The sequence below is a fragment of the Chroococcidiopsis cubana SAG 39.79 genome (genome assembly GCF_003991895.1).
Lineage (GTDB): Bacteria > Cyanobacteriota > Cyanobacteriia > Cyanobacteriales > Chroococcidiopsidaceae > Chroococcidiopsis > Chroococcidiopsis thermalis.
Genome location: NZ_RSCK01000008.1, coordinates 84,972 through 103,877, shown reverse-complemented (window position 1 = coordinate 103,877; position 18,906 = coordinate 84,972). Strand labels below are relative to the sequence as shown.

The window sequence follows — 18,906 nt, the reverse complement described above, 5'->3', positions numbered from 1 at the left end:
CATAGGATTATAGAGAACGCGAAGTTTCGCGTCTCTATAATTCAACTAGCTCGATTGATTGAATCGGCTGGCAAACAGATGAGATTATCTTCTTGGGCGATAAGTAAACCGCGTTGGCGTAACTTACCCATTAAACGAGTCACCGTAACTCGCGTCGAACCGATCGCACTACCAATTTGGGCGTGCGTCAGCGTAAACGGTAGAGAGTATCCGCGCAGAATCTCGGGATCTTCTTCACTTGTCGCTGGTTGTCCGTATTCTTCTACCAGCAGGGTTAAGAATCCCAAGAGACGATCGATCGTCCGTCGCTGTCCTAAAGCACTCAGCCACAGTAACTTGCGCTGATGTTGGTAGCGAAATGCATCGAGAACTTCCCGCCGAAAGTGGGGCCAGTTATCCAAGTCATGCCAGTACATCCACACGACTAAAGTGGGTTCTACGTGGGCATAAGCTTGGAGCGTAAACGGAGATTGGGCAACAATTTCAAACGGCTGTCCAGCGCCAACAAAGCCTAAAAAAGCTTCTTCAGGTGTTCTGTTGATGCGCCGAGATGATAGCTGACTAGTTGCGCTAACTTGAGCTGTACCTACAAGTCGCACAGCACCTCTTTGAACGAGATAGAGCAGTCCAGGTCGAGCTGGAATGCGTTCGTCTTTACTAAAAGAGCGAACGCGATAGTGTTCCTGCGCCCAGTCAAGAATCCGTTGCCAGGTTAAAAATGGTCTTTGCGACTCTGGAGAAGCGGATGGGGAATGCATAATTTGCAGCAGTTGGCGATAGACGAAACGTCACTGTGAAGCTCACCTATTGCCAAATTGGTTGGCAGGTGAACTCCACTCCTCAAACCAGTAATAGCAATCGCAGCTAAGCGAACTTAGCCATAGATTTGTTTTATCTGTCTTGCAACACAATCCTAGTATTCTCAATCACTCAATTACTCGATCAAGTCTCCTGCTTTTCAGTTTTTTTATCCGTATAGTTCATGTTTAAAACAACAGATAAGTGTAAACAATCAAACCAGGGAATTGCAAGTAACAGTTGTACAAATGATTGTAGTTGAGCTAGGGAAAATTGTGACAAAATATTGTCAACAACATAGGACTGAGTTTTTTTGTACCGTAAATCTACTGAAATCACCAGATTTTTTAGCGAAAACTCATAGATCTTTCAGTACGATCGCGGATGAACGAACGCTCCAGTAATAGTAAATTTCGCTAGGGCATAGTATTCTCAGGTAGCCATTCAAAAAATAGGGGTTAAGCAATTCGTTTGCATGGAACCTTGGTAAATCCCCCAGGTAGGGATAGGGATTTTAACTATAAATTAAAAGTGGATCACCGATCGCCTCCATTAGCTGAGTTAACACCTAAGCAAGCGCTGTTACAGCAGATACAAGCAGCGCTAAGTTTGTATATATTAGACACTCCATCCTTAACAGATCGCAAAAGTTATATTCCTTTACAGTTATCTAAACAGCGCCCGGTTGTTTACAGGTGCGCGATCGCGTTTAAATTAAGTAAACTTGTCAACTCCCCAACTATAGAAGTTGCCCAATCTATATCGCAGCTAATTGCCCAACAAGATTGTCAACAAAACTTGATTCTTCAAGTTGTTCCCCCAGGGTGGATCGACCTAGAATTACCTCAACCCAGTCTGGCTGCTTGGTTGCAACACTGGATTGAGACACTACCCTGTTTAGGGAGCAGGGGGGAGAAGAGAGCTGAGGGAGCTGAGGGAGCTGAGGGAGCTGAGGGAGACATTACCAATTACCAATTACCAATTACCAATTACCAATTACCAATTTCCTATTCCCTATTTCCCATCCAATACGCTCATGCTCGTTGTTGTTCTCTATTGAAAATGGCTCATGAGGAGAAAATAATTATAATTAAGTCAAAAAACTCTGACATTAAGTCTTCATGTCTACAGGTCATATCACCTCAACCTATTCCTTGGTTGAGTGAAGCAAAAATTTGTTTGCATCACCCATCCGAGTTAAATTTACTCCTCGAATCGATTGGAGTATTAGACGCTCTCTATTGCCCCGATCCTACTCGCAAGTCTTTAAATTGGTTGAAAGTAGCTCTGAATCTGAGTCAAGCTTTTCAAACTTTTTATAGTCAATGTCGCATTTGGGGAGAGGTCAAAAATCAAAATCTCAACTTAGCACAAGGGCGACTTGGCTTAATAGCGATCGCTCAATCTGTATTCAGAATTCTATTAGTAGAAGTACTAAATAGTTGCGCACCCTTAGAACTTTGAACTAGCGAACAGTATAAAACTGGTCACTAGTCACCGGTCACTGGTCACTGGTCACTGGTCACTGTATAAGGCATCTTGCTCTATAGGCAAATCTTATCTGTCTTTAGGTAGAAATTAGCGTTCAAGGGGGTGACAAATCAAGAACATTACTCTAATATAAGGGTGTGTGAGGAGCGAACCAGTCAGGACACCAAGACGAAACACGGACAGTCGTTGGTGTCCTTTCTGATTTTTGGTCATTCGTCGTTAGTAGAACGCTTGCCAATGACAACTGACAACTGACAAATGACTGATTTAAAGTAAGAATTTTTCAATTGCAACTGCAACACCATTTTGCTCGACACTAGGCGCTACCCACTGAGCGATCGCCTGTACGTCAGATGGAGCATTACCCATCGCTACACCGATCCCGGCATACTCTAGCATCTCTACATCGTTAAAGTTGTCACCAATTGCCATCACGTTAGCAGCAGTGATTCCCAGGAGTTCTTCAGCTAAGTAACGCACGCCTACACCCTTATTAATCGAAGGGTTGGTTGCTTCAAAGAAGGTAGCAACGGATTTAGTCAGGTACAGTTCAGCAGGGGTATATTGCTGGCGCAGACTGCTGAGTAAGTTATCGATGATTTCGGTATCGTCGCACAGAGCTAATACTTTTGTTGGTTCTGTTGTTAAAGCTTGGCGTAAATCTCCCACCGCGATCGCTTCAATCCCAGAGCGTTCGGAGTAAAGTCGAGTTTCAGAAGTCAGTTCGCGCACGTAGAGGCAATCGTTGATATAGAAATGAACCGAAAGCAGCGATCGCAATTCAGGTTGCTCGAAGTAATCTAACAGTTGAATTGCTGTTTGCTTGGCAACAGTCCAATGACGGTGCATTTTCTGGGTAGCTGGATCTTGAATCCAAGCACCTTGATAGGCAAGTAGAGGCAAAGTCGAACCTATCTCATGATGGAAACGTAGGGCAGAACGATACATTCGTCCTGTTGCTACAGCCACTTGTATGCCTTTTGCCCGCACTGCTTGAATCGCTTTTTTAACTTTGGCATGAATTTGATTTGACTTACCCGCGATCGTCCCATCAATATCGAGGACGAGTAATTTAATTTCTTGGTTCATAACGGGGAGTCAGTTATCAGTTATCAGTTATCAGTTATCAGTTATCAGGAAACCGTAGGGGCGGGTTTAGTCAACAATTCATGGCTACGACCAAAAATCTTGCCGCAAAACCCGCCCGTACAGGAATAATTCCGAATTCCGAATTCCGAATTCCGAATTCCGTTCTAAGGTGCATCTGGCGCGGGAGCAGTTTGTTCGGGTGTTGCAGGTGTAGTCAGAGCCGGAGATGTGACTGGTGGTTGTAATTGACCTTGGGGAATAAAATTAGGTGCAAAATCCAAAGGGCGATCGCCTGCACTAATACAAGTTTCCATTGCTTGGGTAGGAGCTAACTCATTAATTTCTCGCCGCAATCCAACGACACATTCAGCATAACGAATTGGTAATAAACTGCGACCGCAAAAATCTAATACTCCTGGTACGGGCTGCCCTTGACTATTTTCGCTAATGCCAACGACACATCTTGACAACTCTACAGGTCGGCGGGCTTGGGTGCAAGTTGCTAAAGCATCTTGGGCAGAAATTTCCGTCTGCCCCTCAATTCTCGTCACGCAACGAGCGACATCCTTCGGGTAAAGCGCTCCCGCACAGGCTCTTGCTGCTGCTTCCGGTGAAACTCCAGAATTGAGCATTCGCCCCGTACAAGCACGATAGCCGTTGCGTAAAGAGTCGGTGACAATTTCAGCCCCAGTTGCAGGAAAATTGCTACCGATCCAACCGGCGATCGCCAAAGAGCCAGCCACTAAATACATTGTTTTCCCCATAACACTCCCACCAAGAAATTTGTAAATAACTACAATTTGAGGGTATCAGTTATCAGTTATCAATTATGAGTTATCAGCGACCAGTTGTCAGTGACTATTGGCTGGTGACTAGTGACTAGATGAAGAATTCTACGACTAGCCACTAGCCACTAGCCACTAACCAGGGCTTTTCAGACACAAGCTTTTAGACTTATAATTATAGTTTTGGAATAGTTCGCGCAGAATTAAGCAGAGGAAGATTGAATGTCCCGCTATCGAGGACCAAGACTAAGAGTTGTTCGTCGCCTGGGCGATCTGCCAGGTTTGACTCGGAAAAATGCCAGACGCTCCTACCCACCTGGACAACACGGACAGGCTCGCAAGAAGCGTTCTGAGTATGCTATTCGTTTGGAAGAAAAGCAAAAGCTCCGCTTTAACTACGGCTTGACTGAAAAGCAGTTGCTGCGTTACGTGCGGCGGGCAAGAAGAGTGACTGGCTCTACCGGACAAGTGCTGTTGCAACTGTTGGAAATGCGTTTGGATAATACCGTTTTTCGCATGGGTATGGCTCCCACAATCCCAGCAGCGCGGCAGCTAGTCAATCACGGTCACGTTATGGTAAACGGTCGTGAAGTTAATATCGCTAGCTATCAATGTCGTCCAGGGGAAGTCATTGGGATCAAAAATAAAGCGCAATCGCGGCAGTTAGTAGAAAATAATCTCCAGTATCCTGGTTTAGCAAACCTACCCAGCCACCTCGAATTTGATAAGAATAAGCTGGAAGGTAAAGTTAACAGCGTCATTGAGCGCGAATGGGTCGCCCTGCAAGTGAACGAACTGTTGGTAGTTGAATACTATTCCAGACAGGCTTAATTTCGATGGCTGCACTCGTGCGGCTGCGGTGCGCCATTGACGATCCTATGATTAAGTTTTGTAATTTTTAATATCAAGCCCTCCGATTCCGTCAATTGGAGGGCTTGTTGATTTTTACCCGTTTGATTTTGGATGAGGGCGCACAGAAATTGGGGGTAGGGGCGCGCAGAAATTGGGGGTAGGGGCGCACAGCTGTGCGCCCCTACTATCCGCCAATTTGCGACATGGTACGGGCATAAGTTCCGGCAGATGTTCCAGATTCTCTTTGTTTGTAATTAATCTCCGATTTCAGGGCAAGTAGTTGGGCTACTCGATCGCGAATTTCAGTAGTAGGAACGCCAGCGCGCAGGGCAGATTTAAGGTCAATTTGTCCCATTTCGTTGAGCAGACAGGGACGCAACCAGCCATCGGCAGACAGACGCATCCGATTGCAGCGATCGCAAAAACATTCTGACATTTGGCTGATAAATCCCAGCGTCCCTTTTGCCCCAGGAATTTGAAATACGTCAGCAGGTCCATTACCCCGCACTTGCGACTCGACTAAGCCGTAAGCCTCGCAGATGCGCTGGCGTAACTCAGCCGAAGCAACCCAACCGCGATCGCCAAATAGTTGTGAGTTACCGATAGGCATAAATTCAATAAACCGGACGTGCCAGTAACGAGTTAGGGTAAGGGCAGCTAAATCTAAGACTTCGCAATCATTTACCCCAGGAATCACGACGACATTCAATTTCAAGGGGTCGAAACCCACCCGATGCGCGGCGAGAATGCCGTCCCAAACCTGCTGCCAACGGGAACGTCCGCGACTGCCCACAATGCGATCGAACACTTCAGGATCGAGGGAGTCGAGGCTGATATTGATCCGTCTTAACCCGGCATCGTAGAGATTTTGTGCCTTGTTTGCCAACAAAAATGCGTTTGTTGTCATCGCCAGGTCTTGAGTTTGAGGTAGAGTTGCGATCGCCCGGACAATTTCCACAACCTGCGGATGCAGTAACGGTTCGCCGCCAGTCAATCGAAATCGCGTAAACCCTACTGGAATGAATACCTCGCGAATTAAAGTTAGCAATTCCTCAGCCGTCAATAGCTGTTGTCGCAAAATATAATCCAGCTCTGCACCTTCGGGCATACAATACTGGCACCGAAAGTTACAGCGATCGATTAAGCTAATTCGGAGGTAATCTACTTGATTCATGCTGTTGATTCGGGTGAGAAAACGGGAGTCGGGAGTTGGGAGTCGGGAGTCGGAGGTGACGACTCACTACTCACTACTTACCACTCACTACTCACCTTTATTGTGCAGAATTAGTCGCGCTTGTTGCAGGCTCCTGTGTTACTAATTGCGGTTTCCGTAAGTGACGCAAAACTTGCGTAAGAGGCTGGCTGCGCGGTTCGCGGACGAAAATTAAGGGAAATAAAGCAAGTAAGCGCACAATAGCAGAAATAATAAATACTCCAGGTAGACCGCCGATCGCATCTAAAGTTGTGAGTTGACTGCCTACAGTTGTCCCCAAAGCGCCAAATACCCCAGCAGTGGCAGCAGCGATCGCAAAATAACTGGAAGGATGGGACTTGGGTGCTAATTCCATTTGGATATTGTTACTACACAAGTCAATTGCTGCCCACAGGGAACCTTTAACCAGGTGAATGAGCGGCAACCACAACCACAGCGATAATAAGTTATTTCCCGTTCCCAGCCAAAATAAAGGTAAAACTCCAACTAAAATCCCTACTATTAACAATAAGGGACGATTCCCCAGGCGATCGGCTAGCTTACCCCAAATAAGCAGCATCACCAAGTTCGTGCCTGCATGGAGACTCGTATATAAAGACACCCAATTGAGGTCTAGTTTTAAATTGTCTAGCAAGTAAAGGTTATAGAACGGCACGATTAAGTTAACCGCAAATGCCCACAAACCGAAGTACAGCAGAAATTTGACAAAATTTAAATCTCGGAACAAGCTAAAAATTGGCGGCGGTTGTATGACTTCTGCTACTGCTAGAGCATTTGATTTTGATGGCGATAACAGCGATGGTGGTGGCAATTGGGGATTGACATCGACCATAAAATTTTGACACGCCAAACTGAGAATTCCTGCAATAATTCCCAATCCCAAGACGATCCCGTATCCTTGAATGGTGCTACCAGGCAGAATTGAAATCGCAAATCCGGCTAGTGGTACGGCGATTAAAGTCGTCAAACTTGCCGCACTATTGCGCAAGCCAAAATATCGACCCCGCAAGCGATGGGGGACTAAAGCCGCCATCCAGCTCAACCATGAGGAAGTCCCTAAGCCTGCAAGAATGTTACTAGCAAAAATTGTTACCAAAGTCAAACTGACTAATTGGTGAGAGTTAGCATTAAACCAACCGATCCAACAAATACCTGCGATGGGAATTAACCATAACAGTCGTGCGGGGATAAAAGTCCACCAACAAAAAAAGTGACGGCTGCTACTTCGTTCGGCTAAGTATGCTCCTAATGGTTGTAGTAAACTCGTCAGCATTGGAATCGAAGAGAGCATTCCAACTTCTAAAGGATTTGCCCCCAACTGAAGCAAAAAGTTAGTTAGTAAGACACCACTGGTAACGCTAGAAAAGATGGCAGCAAAAACACCATCGATAGTAGAAGCCTTGAGGCTAGTCCGAAGGACGGGTTTAGAAATTATCGGCGGCTGGTGGGTGGTGGTTAATTCTGTTACAGCCGCTAGAGGTTGCGTATTGCTGAGAGCTGACAAGGTTTCTACAAGAGTTGAGTAAATAATGAGTTTAGGCGATCGCGCTCTGCCAACTTAACATTTTTCAACGCCTATAATTAGCGGTCGAAAAGGCTCGTTTAGCAGCATTTCGAGCAGCATAAGTTAGCCCGAAAGAGGTAGGCAAGTGTCAAGGGGAAGAAAGATTTTGATATGAATTGGTAATGGGTAGTTGGTAATGGGTAGTTGGTAGTTGGCGATCGATACTACAGTCAAACTATTCTGAAGTTTGAAAAGTGGAGGGAACTTATGTATACGGGTACGGTTTTTAATGCCCCTTGGGATAAGTCACTCATTTTCAGTACTATGCTCTTTAGCTCTATTTTGCTAGGGGTAGCTTTGATTGGCTTATTAGTAGGGGAAGAACGGAACAATTTTTTCTGGCTACTAGCAATGGTTGTACTACCTCTAGCAATTCTTATTGCATCGGCGCTGTTCGGTGTTAGAGGATACAAACTAACAAATGACGCACTTTACATTCAGCGCTTTGGCTGGAATTCTAAGATTCCATTAACGCAGCTAATCAATGCTGAGAGCAATCCGCACGCTATGGACAACTCGCTACGAACGTGGGGAAATGGGGGATTATTTGCGATAACTGGACGGTTTCGCAACGATCGCCTTGGTTCCTATCAAGCTTATGCTACCGATCCCCTGCGATCTGTAATTTTGAGATTTCCGCAGCGCACGATCGTCCTGACTCCAGATAATCCAGAACAGTTTGTCAGAGAAGTGCGATCGCGGCAAATGATGTAGGTAAGTCAAAAGTTAAAAGTCAAAAGTCAAAATCAGCCACTCACTAATTACAAATGACGAATGACAAATGACCAATGACACTTTATCGAACTAACTGAGCCACAGTTGCCAAAAGTTCCTGGTGCGATCGCGATTTATTGATATAGTCAGTTGCGCCTAATTCCATTGCTGCCGTCCGATTTTCTGCATCAGTATTAGCAGTCAAAATTAAAAAGGGAATTTGGGCAAAACTTGAAGATTGACGACAGTAGTGGAGTAATTCCAAGCCATTCATTTCTGGCATTTCTAAATCGCAGACGATCGCCCCAAAATCGGGATGCGATCGCATTTGTGTCATTGCCTCGCGACCGTTATCTGCTTGTATCACTAGATATCCAGCCTGTTGTAGCGTCAGTGCTAAAGTTTGTCGCCAAGTGAGCGAATCATCGACTAACAAGATTTTTGCTCCCACAGCAGTTTGTTTCGATGGTAATTCCCCAATCGAGCGCATAGGCGTAACGCTACCTAGTAGACTGCTATCCTTGTCACTCCTCACCTGCCCCATGCCCTGAGTTACTTGTCGCTCTAGTACGTACTTTGCTAAAGCAGTAGTGTCAATTGCCAGGGTAAGTTTGCCATCAGCCAAAATACTACCACCATAAACATAGCTAGGCGGAACGATCGTCGGGTCTAGAGGTCGAATCACCAATTCTTGTTCGCCGATCGCCTGGTCTATTTCTACTGCTATAAGTTGGTCTTGATAGCGTAGCAATACAATGCGTCCTTGTAGAGCGGTGGAACTATCAGCAGGAGACGTTAGCGGTGCAAAGTAGGGCAAAATTCCTTTCAGGGGTAAAACAGGAATTAACTGTTCTGCATTTGCTTCACCCCATCGCAATACCTTACCTCCCCGCCAAGGGCGCAATTGTTCTGGTTGAGGTAGTAAGATTTGCTCGATCGCGCTTCCGAGTAAAGCATAGGTAGTAGAACCAACCTGACAGAGAAATAATTTCGCAATTGTCAAACTTAAGGGAACTTGGAGGATGAAAGTCGTACCGCGTTGGGGTTGAGAATAAACCGCGATCGCTCCTTGAAGAGAATGTAACTGAGCGCGAACCACGTCTAGTCCCACACCTCGTCCTGAAAGGTTGTTCACCTGAGCCGCAGTCGAAAAGCCTGGTTCAAAAATAAAATCCATTAGCTGAACTTCGCTGAGACTGCTAGCGTCAACTGGTGAAACTAAACCCATTTCGAGCGCTCGTTGGCGAATGCGATCGTAATTGAGTCCTTGTCCGTCATCTTGGATTTCAATTGTCAGGTGGCTGCCTTGATGAAAAGCACGAATGGCAATTCGACCCGTTGACGCTTTCCCCAATTGCGATCGCCTAGACTTAGGCTCAATACCATGATCGAAGGCATTGCGCACCAAATGCAAAAGGGGGTCGTAAAGTTTTTCAGCGACGGCTTTGTCTATTAATACTTCTTTACCGCTGAAATCCAACGCTACAGACTTATCGTGCAGAGTTTCTAGTTGTCTTAAAATAGGGGGCAGGCGATCGAAAACAACGCTGATGGGAATAACTCTCGCTGTCAAAAACTCATCTCGCACGCTATTTAACAAGCGGCTTTGTTTTTCCAACATCTGGCTAGACTGACGAGTATAAATGTCAATTTCATCCCCAGTTGCTTGCAGTTGCGCTCCATTTGCTAATAAAGATTGCACCAACACGGCAAGTTTACTAGAACTATCTTTTTCCTGTAAGTCCAAGCGCTGCTTGAGTTCCATCAACATTTGCTGTTGCTGTTGGATTAATTCAAGTAACCCTTGCATCCTGCCTTGTAGTTTTTCATCTTGTAAAGTCTGGCGGTTTTGATTAGTCAGCAATTCGCCAATCGAATAATTCAGCCGCTCTAAATGCCCGACATTAACTCTGACTGTATCCGACATAGCTGCATCTCTTTTCGCTAAAGATGAAGGTGGCGACACCGATCGCTCGGAGTTAGTATTGGTTGCTGTGGTGACTGTCTCTGACGGCTCTGATGGTTCTGCTTCCTCATCCTCTACAGGTTCGGCGATCGTCCAGATTGACTCTAACAAGGAGTTTTCATCTTCGGGAGTCGGGAGTGGGAGAGTGGGAGTCGGGGAGAAGAGAGCTGGGGGAGTTGGGGAAGAAAAGCTTCCTTGTCCCCTTGTCCCCTTGTCTTCCTTGTCCCCCTTGTCCCCCTTGTCCCCCTTGTCTTCCTTGTCCTCTCCTCCCACCAATTCCAACAACTGCGCCGAAGGACTCCCACCTCCACTGCGATCGCCTGCTAGGATGGATGCTTGCCCTTGTTGAAAGTCTGCTAGGGCTATTTGGGCAATGGTTATCGCTTTGTCGGGATCGCCAGCCAAAGCTGCGATCGCCGCACTGGCGATCGCTCCAAATCCCGGTAAATTTAAAGACTCTGCCAAGCCCAAAAAGACTTCGGCTTGAGTTTGCAGCGCGATCGCGATCGTCTCCACTTCCCCACCAGCTAAAGCGCGATCGATCTCTGCCAGGCGTTGAGCTACTCCAACTTCAAAAATAGATTTGGTGACATCAAACCCCAATTCATCTGAGTTAGGAATTTCAACTTCTGACGCGAAATTAACTCCTAGTTTTGCTTGCAATTCGCTAAAAACTGCGGCAGCGCGATCGAAGACTTCGGCATCATGACTGTGGCTGCCAGTAATTTCTGCCATCAAAGGGGTACGCAGGCAGTCATAAGCTTCAAATAGTAAGGCTTCCGTTTCGCGATCGAGCGTAACTTCCGGTCGGCACAGGTGGCGGAAAATATCTTCAAAAGAGTGTGCGATCTGCTTGATACTGTCCAAACCAACACAAGCCGCCGAGCCTTTAAGCGTGTGAGTTACCCGCATGAGAGTATGAACCTTATTCATACTCCACTCGGCTTTCAGATTCAATAATTCCTCTTCCAAAACTTGCAACAATTGCGGTGCTTCTTGGAGAAAGTAAGCATAGCTTTGTTCGTGGAGCGAGTCGTTCATACTAGGGGTGAGGAGTTAGAAGTTAGGGGTTGGGGAGGGACAAGGGAGACAAGGGAGACAATTCAAGTTACAAGTCGCAAGTCGCAATGACTAGCCACCAGCCACTAGTCACTAGCCACTCCTGACTCCCGACTCCTTACTCCCGACTCACAATAAACTTACTAGCACTGGCTTGTAGTTCTTGTGACATGATGAGTAATTCGTGGAAGGCGATAGATAGCAGAGTGGCATCGTCGGAGGTTCTGGTAGCAATATTTGCCACTTCGGATACGGCTTGGGTGACGGACTGGGACTGCTGAGTTTGCGATTGGGTGGCTTGATTAATCCCGGCAACGAGTTGACCGATTTCGGCGGTGGCTTCCACGATCGCAGTGAGGCTAGAGCGGGTATCGCTGACTAAATGACTGCTGGCGATCACCTGTTGCACGCCTGTTTCCATTGCTTGGCTGACTTGCGCCGTGCTGGCTTGGATCTCTTGCACGAGCTTGCCAATTTCTGTGGTTGCTGTGGCTGACTGACGGGCAAGCGATCGCACTTCATCGGCAACTACAGCAAAGCCTCGACCGTATTCTCCGGCTCTAGTCGCTTCAATCGCGGCGTTGAGGGCGAGAAGTTGAGTTTGAGTCGTAAAGTTACCGATCGCGTCTACGGCTTTAGAAATCTTTTGCGAGGAGGCACTCAAGCGCTGGATTAATTGGCTGGTTTCTGCTACTGTCTCCCGCAAGGCAAGAATCCCCTCCACCGTGCGGTTCATTGCCGCATCCCCTTGCCGTACGGTCTGGTGGGTGCGTTGCGCCGCTTTTTCTACCTGTGCGGCATCGGCAGCTACAACTGTGGTAGCATCAACCATCGCTTGAATTTCGGTCATGGCACGCTGCAACGCTGTCAATTGTTGTTGTGCTTGTATCGTCAGTGCCGACATTGCCGACTCGCTATTTTGGGAAGTTTGGCTAACTTGTGTCGATGCCGTTTGTAATTGCATGACAATTCGCCGCAGGCTTTGCAAGGTATTATTGTAAGCATCCGCGATCGTCCCAACTTCATCATCTGTGATGGGAGCGCGGACTGTCAGATCGCCATTTAGAGCGGGGCGCACGGCAACGAGTAGCTGCATCGCCCTTTGCTGAAGTTGTTCTTTGGCTACTTTTTCCCTTTGGGCGAGTTGTTGCAACTGTTCTGTCTGAGTGCGAATTTGTTCTAGATAATTTACTTTTTGTAACGCTGCGCCGACTTGGTTGCCTACTTGTGCTAAGGCACTGACTTCTGTTTCTTCCCATTCACGGGGCGCAGAATTCTGATAGGCTGCGAGTAAACCCCAAAGTTCCTGCTGAACGAAGACGGGGACGATCGTGTAGGCTCTGGCTTCCATTTGCTCTAGCAGTTCCACATGACAAGCAGAGTGTCCTGCTGTATAAATATTGTTTACAGCTATAGTTCCTCCTTGGCGATAGCGTCCGCCTTGGGTGTCTTGTAAGTGGCTGTCTTCAATTACGGGTAAGACTTCTAGCAAGCTACTCCACCCAGCCGCCACGGATTCTGCGACAAACTCGCCGCCCCAATCGGGCTTGAATTTATACAAAACTACGCGCTCGGCTGCTAGCATTTGCCGCACTTCTTTCGGAATAATTTTATAAATCGCCGACTCCGTATCGAGCGATCGCAACAAGCGACTGGTAATTCGAGTCACGGCTTGTTCTATAGTTGCCGCACGGCTCAATTTTGCCGATGTTGCTTGGACTTGCTGTAATGCTTCTGCCTGTTGTAGCGCAATCCCCAAAGGGTTACGTACTTGCAGCATAATTTCTATTTCCTCTGCTTGCCAGTGGCGCGCTCCAGAATTTTGATAGGCAGCCAATAAGCCCCACAACTTATCTCCTTGATAAACTGGTATGGTAATGTAGGCTCTGGCTTGGAATTTATCGAGCAATTCCATATAGCACGCCGAAAAATCAGCCTTGTAAACATCATCGACTTGAAGATATTGCTTGTCTCGCAGCGAACTACCCTTGTTATTTTGTAAGAAAGTATCAACGGTAGTCGATCCTGGCGCAGGTATATCTTTGACGACACAGCCTTCATCGTCCGTAAAGTTATGCTGGAGGCTATCGTCTTGTTTTTGCGCTTCTAGTAGCGATCGCCACCCAGGAGCGATGGATTCCGCCACAAATTCCCCACTCCAATCGGGATTGAAGCGATAAATCGCGACTCGATCGGCTTTGAGTAATTGGCGTAATTCGTATGTCGTGGTTCTAAATATATTATTGATATTCAAAGACTGCCGGATCTTATCGATAATCCGAGTCACGGTACGTTCCCGTTCGGCAGCTTGGGCAATTCGATCGGCTTGAGACTGCAATTGCTGACGGACTTCTGCCTGTTGCAAAGCAATTGCCAGGGGATTGCTTAGTTGCAGCATGATATTGACTTCCCCGTCTTGCCAGTGGCGGGGACCAGAATTTTGATAAGCAGCTAGCAGTCCCCATAGTTTCGTATCTTGGAAAATGGGAACGATGACATATGCCCGCGCTTGGTATTTCTCTAAGCTGGCGATATAACAGGGAGAAAATCCCGCCGTGTAGATATCATCCACGCGCTTAAATTTTTCCCCTCTAGCGTAGCCACCACCTTTTGTATCTTGCAAATAGGTATCGGCATCGGCGTTAGGAGTATAGGCTGTTAAGTTTCTTAACGTACAGCGGTCTTGGCTGGCGCGATCGCTTTTTAAAACCTCGTCTCCCTCCTGCGCTTCAATCACCGAAACCCAGCCAGCAGCGACGGACTCCGCAATAAATTCCCCACTCCAATCGGGATTGAAACGATAAATTGCCACTCGATCTGCTTTGAGTAACTGGCGTAATTCTTGAGTAGTCGTGCGGAATATACTGCCAATGTCGGGGGAACCTTGAATTTTTTCAATCACCCGCGCTAAGACTTTTTGCTGTTCGCCAAGCGATCGCAAAAGAATCTTGTATTCTTCTGGTTGTACGAGCAAGGCTAATTCAGTGGCAACTCGATCCAGCAGACTGATTTCGCTTTCCGTCCAACTACGAGGACTCTGGCATTGCTGCGCCACCAACAGACCCCATCCTCCCTCTGGCAAAGCAATCGGGACGCTTAAGCTAGCACAAACTTGAAACCGTTCTAGCAATTGAATTTGATAGGGACTCAAGGAAGCTTGATAAATATCTGCTAGAGCGATCGCGGGCGAGTGTTGGTACGCTTGTAAATTTTCTGCCCCAAACATCCGCACTGCTAGAGTTTCCCCCAAACTCGGGGTAAAATCTCCCACCATTGCCTCTGCTAAAACAACACCTTTTTCCTCATCCAAAAAACGATAAATTAATACTCGGTCGGCTTGCAGATACTGACACACCAGATGAGCTGTCGTTGGTAACAGTCCGTCTTCTGCTGCCGCTTGTCGCATCACGCTGGCGATCGCGCTCAATCGTTGCCGTTCGCTTTTGAAGCTACTAGCAGTTGCTACATCCTGGTCTTTCATTCCCATTTGAAGCATTTGTGCCAATTGCTCCAACTGGAGAAACTTAGCTCTAGCTTCCGGTGCATTCAACAATCCCGCTTGTTCTAATTCCGCTTTCATGGCATTGACTAGTGCGGTAGGTTGAGTTGCATCTGCAACTGCGTCACTAGCAGACTGCTGCGTGCTATCTAAAGGTGGCAGTATTTTTGTGCTACCGCGATATTGTTGTCTCTGCTCTGGAAGTTCCTGTTCTTGCTTAAATAAATTTTTAAATTGCATTAGTTGTTAGTTGTTAGTTGTTAGGAGAGTGAGTAGTGAGTATTTATCAGTGTAGAGACGTTACATGTAACGTCTGTACAAAGTTATCAGTTGTCAGTAGAGAGTAGTGCGCGGTGCGTGGTGCATCTTCAATTCCGAATTCCGAATTCCGAATTTTGAATTCTCCCCTATCCCCTATGCAGTTGCCACATCGGACAACGGGCGATCGCCTCGGGGTCGAGGACTATAGCATCGGCTTGAGGCAAGTATCCTTGTAAAAAGGGTAAGGTTTTGGCAGCAAATAAACTTGCTGTTGCTGGTTGAATCTGACTCGGATCGTGCCATTCGATATCCTGCACTTGCGATACCACTAGACCCATTGACTGTCCTTCAATCTGCATGACGATCGCCATCAGCGGGACGCTGGCGATTTCTGAGGTGACAAGGGGCGGATAGTCGAGAAAGAGATTCAGATCGACTAGCCACAGCATTTTTCCCCGCCAGTTGCAAATTCCCAAAATGCATTCAGGCATGGCGGGTACGGGTAATATTTCTGCTAATACAATTTGTATAACTTCGGCAACATGAATTAAAGCCAGCAAACCGCTATCTTGGGAGCCGAGGCGACAGCGGAGAAACTTTTCCTGGGAGGATGGTGCTACTCCATCCAGTCGTAACGAACTCGTTTTAGTTAGAGAATCAAGTATCTCCATAAGTTCTCTAAAACTATAAAATAAACTGTTGGATGACTTGCAGTAATTGTTGTTGGTCTACTGGTTTAGCTATGTAAGCATTTGCACCTAACATAGAACCCCACAGGCGATCGACTTCCGTACCTTTGGAAGAACAAATCACGATTGGGATTTTCTTGGTTGCATCATTTGTTTTCAAGCTGTGACAGAGTTCAAATCCACTTTGACCAGGTAAAATGACATCCAAGATCACCAAGTCTGGTGTTTGCAATCTTAGCTGTGCCTCGGCTTCTTCACCGCTTTGCACGCCAATTACCGTTAATCCTATTTGTCTGAGATAGCGGGTTAATAGTTCGGCATCAGTCAAACTATCTTCTACTAACAAAACTGTACTCACAAACTCTCTCCTACCAATTGCTCCAATTCAATTGTCCCGCTTACCACCCCCACTCGCGACAACAAGGCTCGGTCGATTTCAATCAATTCCATATTCCATCGCTGGTTTCTCGTCGGCAACGCGAGTATTTCAATCGCCGAATTCTAAATATTTTCTCACCACGTTGAGGATTTTCGGCGCTTCGATTGGTTTTGAGATAAATTCTGTCGATCGCACGACTTTGGCACGGACGCGATCGATAATCCCGTCGTTACTGGTTAAAATAATGGCGGGTGTATCTTTCAATACAGAAGTTCGGCGGATTTGGGCGCAAATTTCGTAACCATTGGCGATCGGCATCACCAAATCTAAGAAAATTAAACTAGGTTTATGTTCTAAAAGCATTGGTAGGGCAAGCACGGAGTCTTGCAAGCTGATGTATCGATAGCCTGCTTGGGTGAGAATTCTGCCTAACAACTGGCTATCTCTAGGACTGTCATCGATATAGGCTATGAGAGGACTCGTCGTCTTTGGCTGTGCGGTAGAAGACTGGGAACCTCTCTTGATGATGTGTTCCAGCTTCTCGCCAATATCCCCCACTTCAATCGACTTCATCCAGCCGCGCCGGATATAGGGGAGCAGAGATTGGGTGAGTAATATCGGGTCTTGTCGCAATCTCAAGGCTAAATCTCGCAGCGTTCGCTTACCATCTACCATCGATACCAGACTGCGGTAGACGACGGGTGAAGATTGTTGCTGCAATTCTTCGCGCTGCCAGATCAACGGAGCCACATTCGGTGAAAACTCTTCTAGTCCCGCCTGACACCATTTCTGCCAAGCCTGCTTTGCTTGCTGCCAAGAACGATCTGGAGAGAGAAAAACTAAAGGCGCAGCATATAAGTTTTCTTCGGGAGTAAAAGTATAGCTCAGGGGCGGAAGGGAGCGATCGCGCAGCCACTGTTCCTGTTGCAGAATATCAAATAAGACTTCTGCTACGCTACCTTGAACCACCGATACCATTTGCTGGCGCAGTATCTCTCTTTTGCTCATCAATGCAGCTAAAAACTCATAATCGTCGCCGCGATATTTTTGTTCTTGGTAAAGGTGTATCGGATCGACTTGAATTTGAGGGCAGTACTGCGCCAACTGACGCAGCCAACGCCGCCGGGGATGCACTCCGCCTGCATCCCCAATCAGATGACCCAAGTGAAAATACAAACTCCACTGCTGCCGTCCATTGGAGTCTTGAATCTTCAACCTACCGTTCCTTAATTGCCCTTGGCTCCAAGCTTGTAGCCAGTTGTTTAGTTTCACTGTATATAAATGACTCTCAGTCATTGCCGATTCCATGTGGCAGATGCTTGTGTTGGTAGTTGGTATGTGACAATCTAGTTCGTATCGACGCATGATGTTCGCGCCGACTCACCTTCTCGGTAGAGCAGGTCAGCCTCAAATGCTACCTGCTGAATCGAGCAGTTCTACTCCTGGCATTTCACTCCATCGACTCGGTTACTAATTCTGATTAATTAAGAATAAGAGAATTTGTGAATACTTAATAGTACTAGAAGCAAATTGTCAATTGCCAGTAATAATCTTTAGAAAATTAAGCTACTTGCAGATTTATATCGCTTATCGCTTTGACTTTTTTCATAGAGCATAAAGTCTAAGCCCTCCTGAAGTCAAGCAGTTGTCCCACCCGAGCCAGCTTTCGCTATTGTCTTGTTTGTTTGCCCCTACTGCAAATTTATGTATATTAAAATACCGCAGCTTGTACCTGAATATGATACTGGCTTTCTCTCGTTTCTAGACTAGAGCGATCGCAGAGATTTCTGTTGGTCTAATAAAGCCTTGTCGTTCTTGAAGGCGCACGATATGAACTAGAGCTATATGTAAGGGCGCGATCGGCAGTACCATTCTCCCCATCAATACCAATAATGATACGCGATCGTAATACTGATGCTCGATCTGGGTGACGAATATCGTAAGTCTGTCCGCCTTTGATGTGAATGCGGTAGGGTATAAACGGTTGCCTACGATTAAAGTCGCGTATATCTTTTTGAAGCTCTATATCTGTCGTAAATATTCCACATTTAAATAAATCACTTCGTAAATTGTGGAATTGACTGAATGCATTTCTTAATTTTATCACTTGCTCAAAAACTTTCTTTCGATGTTCTTTTCTTGTATTTCTTGCTGTGCTTCCTGTTGCCTCTGTATCAATATATTTAGTTTCTATTAAAAACAGAATACCCTTATCTGCAAGGTAAACAAAATCACACTTACCCAAATCGGTACGACCTTTCAAAGGAGATTTTTCAAATAATAGCAACTCCTGACACTCAGGAAATATTTGGTGAATATTGAGATATAAATACGTATGTAAGAACAATTCTTTATCGTAAGGAAATGGGACGACCGCTTTAAAGAAATTAATAATATTCTTTTGTGCGTCAGGCTGAATTTCTGTTCGACATACAGAGACAAATTCCTCAAGGACATTAACCATTACTAATAAATCATCTGCCAATCAACTCATATAAGCAATTGTATTAGTCATAAATTTAGAATGTCATACGTGAAAATTATTAA

Annotated in this window: 14 protein-coding genes; 3 read left to right on the top strand and 11 right to left on the bottom strand. The window is 46.2% G+C overall.

Translation table 11 applies throughout. From position 1 onward, the window contains the following. Nucleotides 1-41: 41 nt before the first annotated feature. Nucleotides 42-758: a Crp/Fnr family transcriptional regulator gene (locus DSM107010_RS07705; protein ID WP_015157330.1), complete on the bottom strand. Its 717-nt coding sequence runs from the start codon at nucleotides 756-758 to the stop codon at nucleotides 42-44. A 571-nt stretch (nucleotides 759-1,329) separates the two neighbouring features. Here DSM107010_RS07705 and DSM107010_RS07700 point away from each other — a divergent pair. Further along, complete coding sequence (locus DSM107010_RS07700; protein ID WP_106168504.1) at nucleotides 1,330-2,262, top strand: DALR anticodon-binding domain-containing protein; 933 nt, start codon at nucleotides 1,330-1,332, stop codon at nucleotides 2,260-2,262. Nucleotides 2,263-2,556: 294 nt separating this feature from the next. On the opposite strand, the gene DSM107010_RS07695 is transcribed toward DSM107010_RS07700, so the two are convergent. Both DSM107010_RS07695 and DSM107010_RS07690 read right to left on the bottom strand, forming a co-directional pair. After that, nucleotides 2,557-3,378, bottom strand: a complete 822-nt coding sequence (locus DSM107010_RS07695) for a Cof-type HAD-IIB family hydrolase (protein ID WP_015157328.1) — start codon at nucleotides 3,376-3,378, stop codon at nucleotides 2,557-2,559. 164 nt (nucleotides 3,379-3,542) lie between these two features. Next, complete coding sequence (locus DSM107010_RS07690) at nucleotides 3,543-4,142, bottom strand: hypothetical protein (protein WP_015157327.1); 600 nt, start codon at nucleotides 4,140-4,142, stop codon at nucleotides 3,543-3,545. A 243-nt stretch (nucleotides 4,143-4,385) separates the two neighbouring features. On the opposite strand from DSM107010_RS07690, the gene rpsD reads away from it, so the two are divergent. Further along, nucleotides 4,386-4,994, top strand: coding sequence for a 30S ribosomal protein S4 (gene rpsD / locus DSM107010_RS07685; protein WP_015157326.1), 609 nt, complete (start codon nucleotides 4,386-4,388; stop codon nucleotides 4,992-4,994). Nucleotides 4,995-5,199: 205 nt separating this feature from the next. Here the strand turns inward: rpsD and moaA are convergent, their stop codons facing one another. Both moaA and DSM107010_RS07675 read right to left on the bottom strand, forming a co-directional pair. Then, nucleotides 5,200-6,189 (bottom strand): GTP 3',8-cyclase MoaA, encoded by a 990-nt coding sequence (moaA, locus tag DSM107010_RS07680; RefSeq protein ID WP_015157325.1) that lies wholly within the window; start codon nucleotides 6,187-6,189, stop codon nucleotides 5,200-5,202. A gap of 97 nt (nucleotides 6,190-6,286) precedes the next feature. Beyond that, nucleotides 6,287-7,732 carry an MFS transporter gene (locus DSM107010_RS07675; RefSeq protein WP_106169585.1) on the bottom strand — a complete coding sequence of 482 codons (1,446 nt, stop codon included), beginning with the start codon at nucleotides 7,730-7,732 and terminating at the stop codon, nucleotides 6,287-6,289. A gap of 267 nt (nucleotides 7,733-7,999) precedes the next feature. On the opposite strand from DSM107010_RS07675, the gene DSM107010_RS07670 reads away from it, so the two are divergent. Next, nucleotides 8,000-8,506 carry a PH domain-containing protein gene (locus DSM107010_RS07670; protein WP_015157323.1) on the top strand — a complete coding sequence of 169 codons (507 nt, stop codon included), beginning with the start codon at nucleotides 8,000-8,002 and terminating at the stop codon, nucleotides 8,504-8,506. 82 nt (nucleotides 8,507-8,588) lie between these two features. Here DSM107010_RS07670 and DSM107010_RS07665 read toward each other — a convergent pair whose 3' ends face one another. From DSM107010_RS07665 to DSM107010_RS07640, 6 genes are all read right to left on the bottom strand, one after another. Next, complete coding sequence (locus tag DSM107010_RS07665) at nucleotides 8,589-11,513, bottom strand: hybrid sensor histidine kinase/response regulator (RefSeq protein WP_127022709.1); 2,925 nt, start codon at nucleotides 11,511-11,513, stop codon at nucleotides 8,589-8,591. Nucleotides 11,514-11,649: 136 nt separating this feature from the next. After that, a complete protein-coding gene (locus tag DSM107010_RS07660) occupies nucleotides 11,650-15,270 on the bottom strand; it encodes a GAF domain-containing protein (RefSeq protein ID WP_127022706.1) in 3,621 nt (1,206 codons plus the stop codon). Nucleotides 15,271-15,437: 167 nt separating this feature from the next. Then, nucleotides 15,438-15,962 carry a chemotaxis protein CheW gene (locus DSM107010_RS07655; RefSeq protein WP_106167974.1) on the bottom strand — a complete coding sequence of 175 codons (525 nt, stop codon included), beginning with the start codon at nucleotides 15,960-15,962 and terminating at the stop codon, nucleotides 15,438-15,440. Nucleotides 15,963-15,975: 13 nt separating this feature from the next. Further along, nucleotides 15,976-16,338, bottom strand: coding sequence for a response regulator transcription factor (locus DSM107010_RS07650; protein ID WP_015157319.1), 363 nt, complete (start codon nucleotides 16,336-16,338; stop codon nucleotides 15,976-15,978). A gap of 129 nt (nucleotides 16,339-16,467) precedes the next feature. Then, the gene (locus DSM107010_RS07645) at nucleotides 16,468-17,724 is read right to left on the bottom strand and encodes a response regulator (protein ID WP_084739193.1); all 1,257 of its coding nucleotides are present in this window, start codon (nucleotides 17,722-17,724) and stop codon (nucleotides 16,468-16,470) included. Between the two features lie 430 nt (nucleotides 17,725-18,154). Then, on the bottom strand, nucleotides 18,155-18,844 hold the full coding sequence (locus DSM107010_RS07640; RefSeq protein ID WP_127022703.1) for a hypothetical protein: 690 nt from the start codon (nucleotides 18,842-18,844) through the stop codon (nucleotides 18,155-18,157). Nucleotides 18,845-18,906 lie beyond the last annotated feature (62 nt).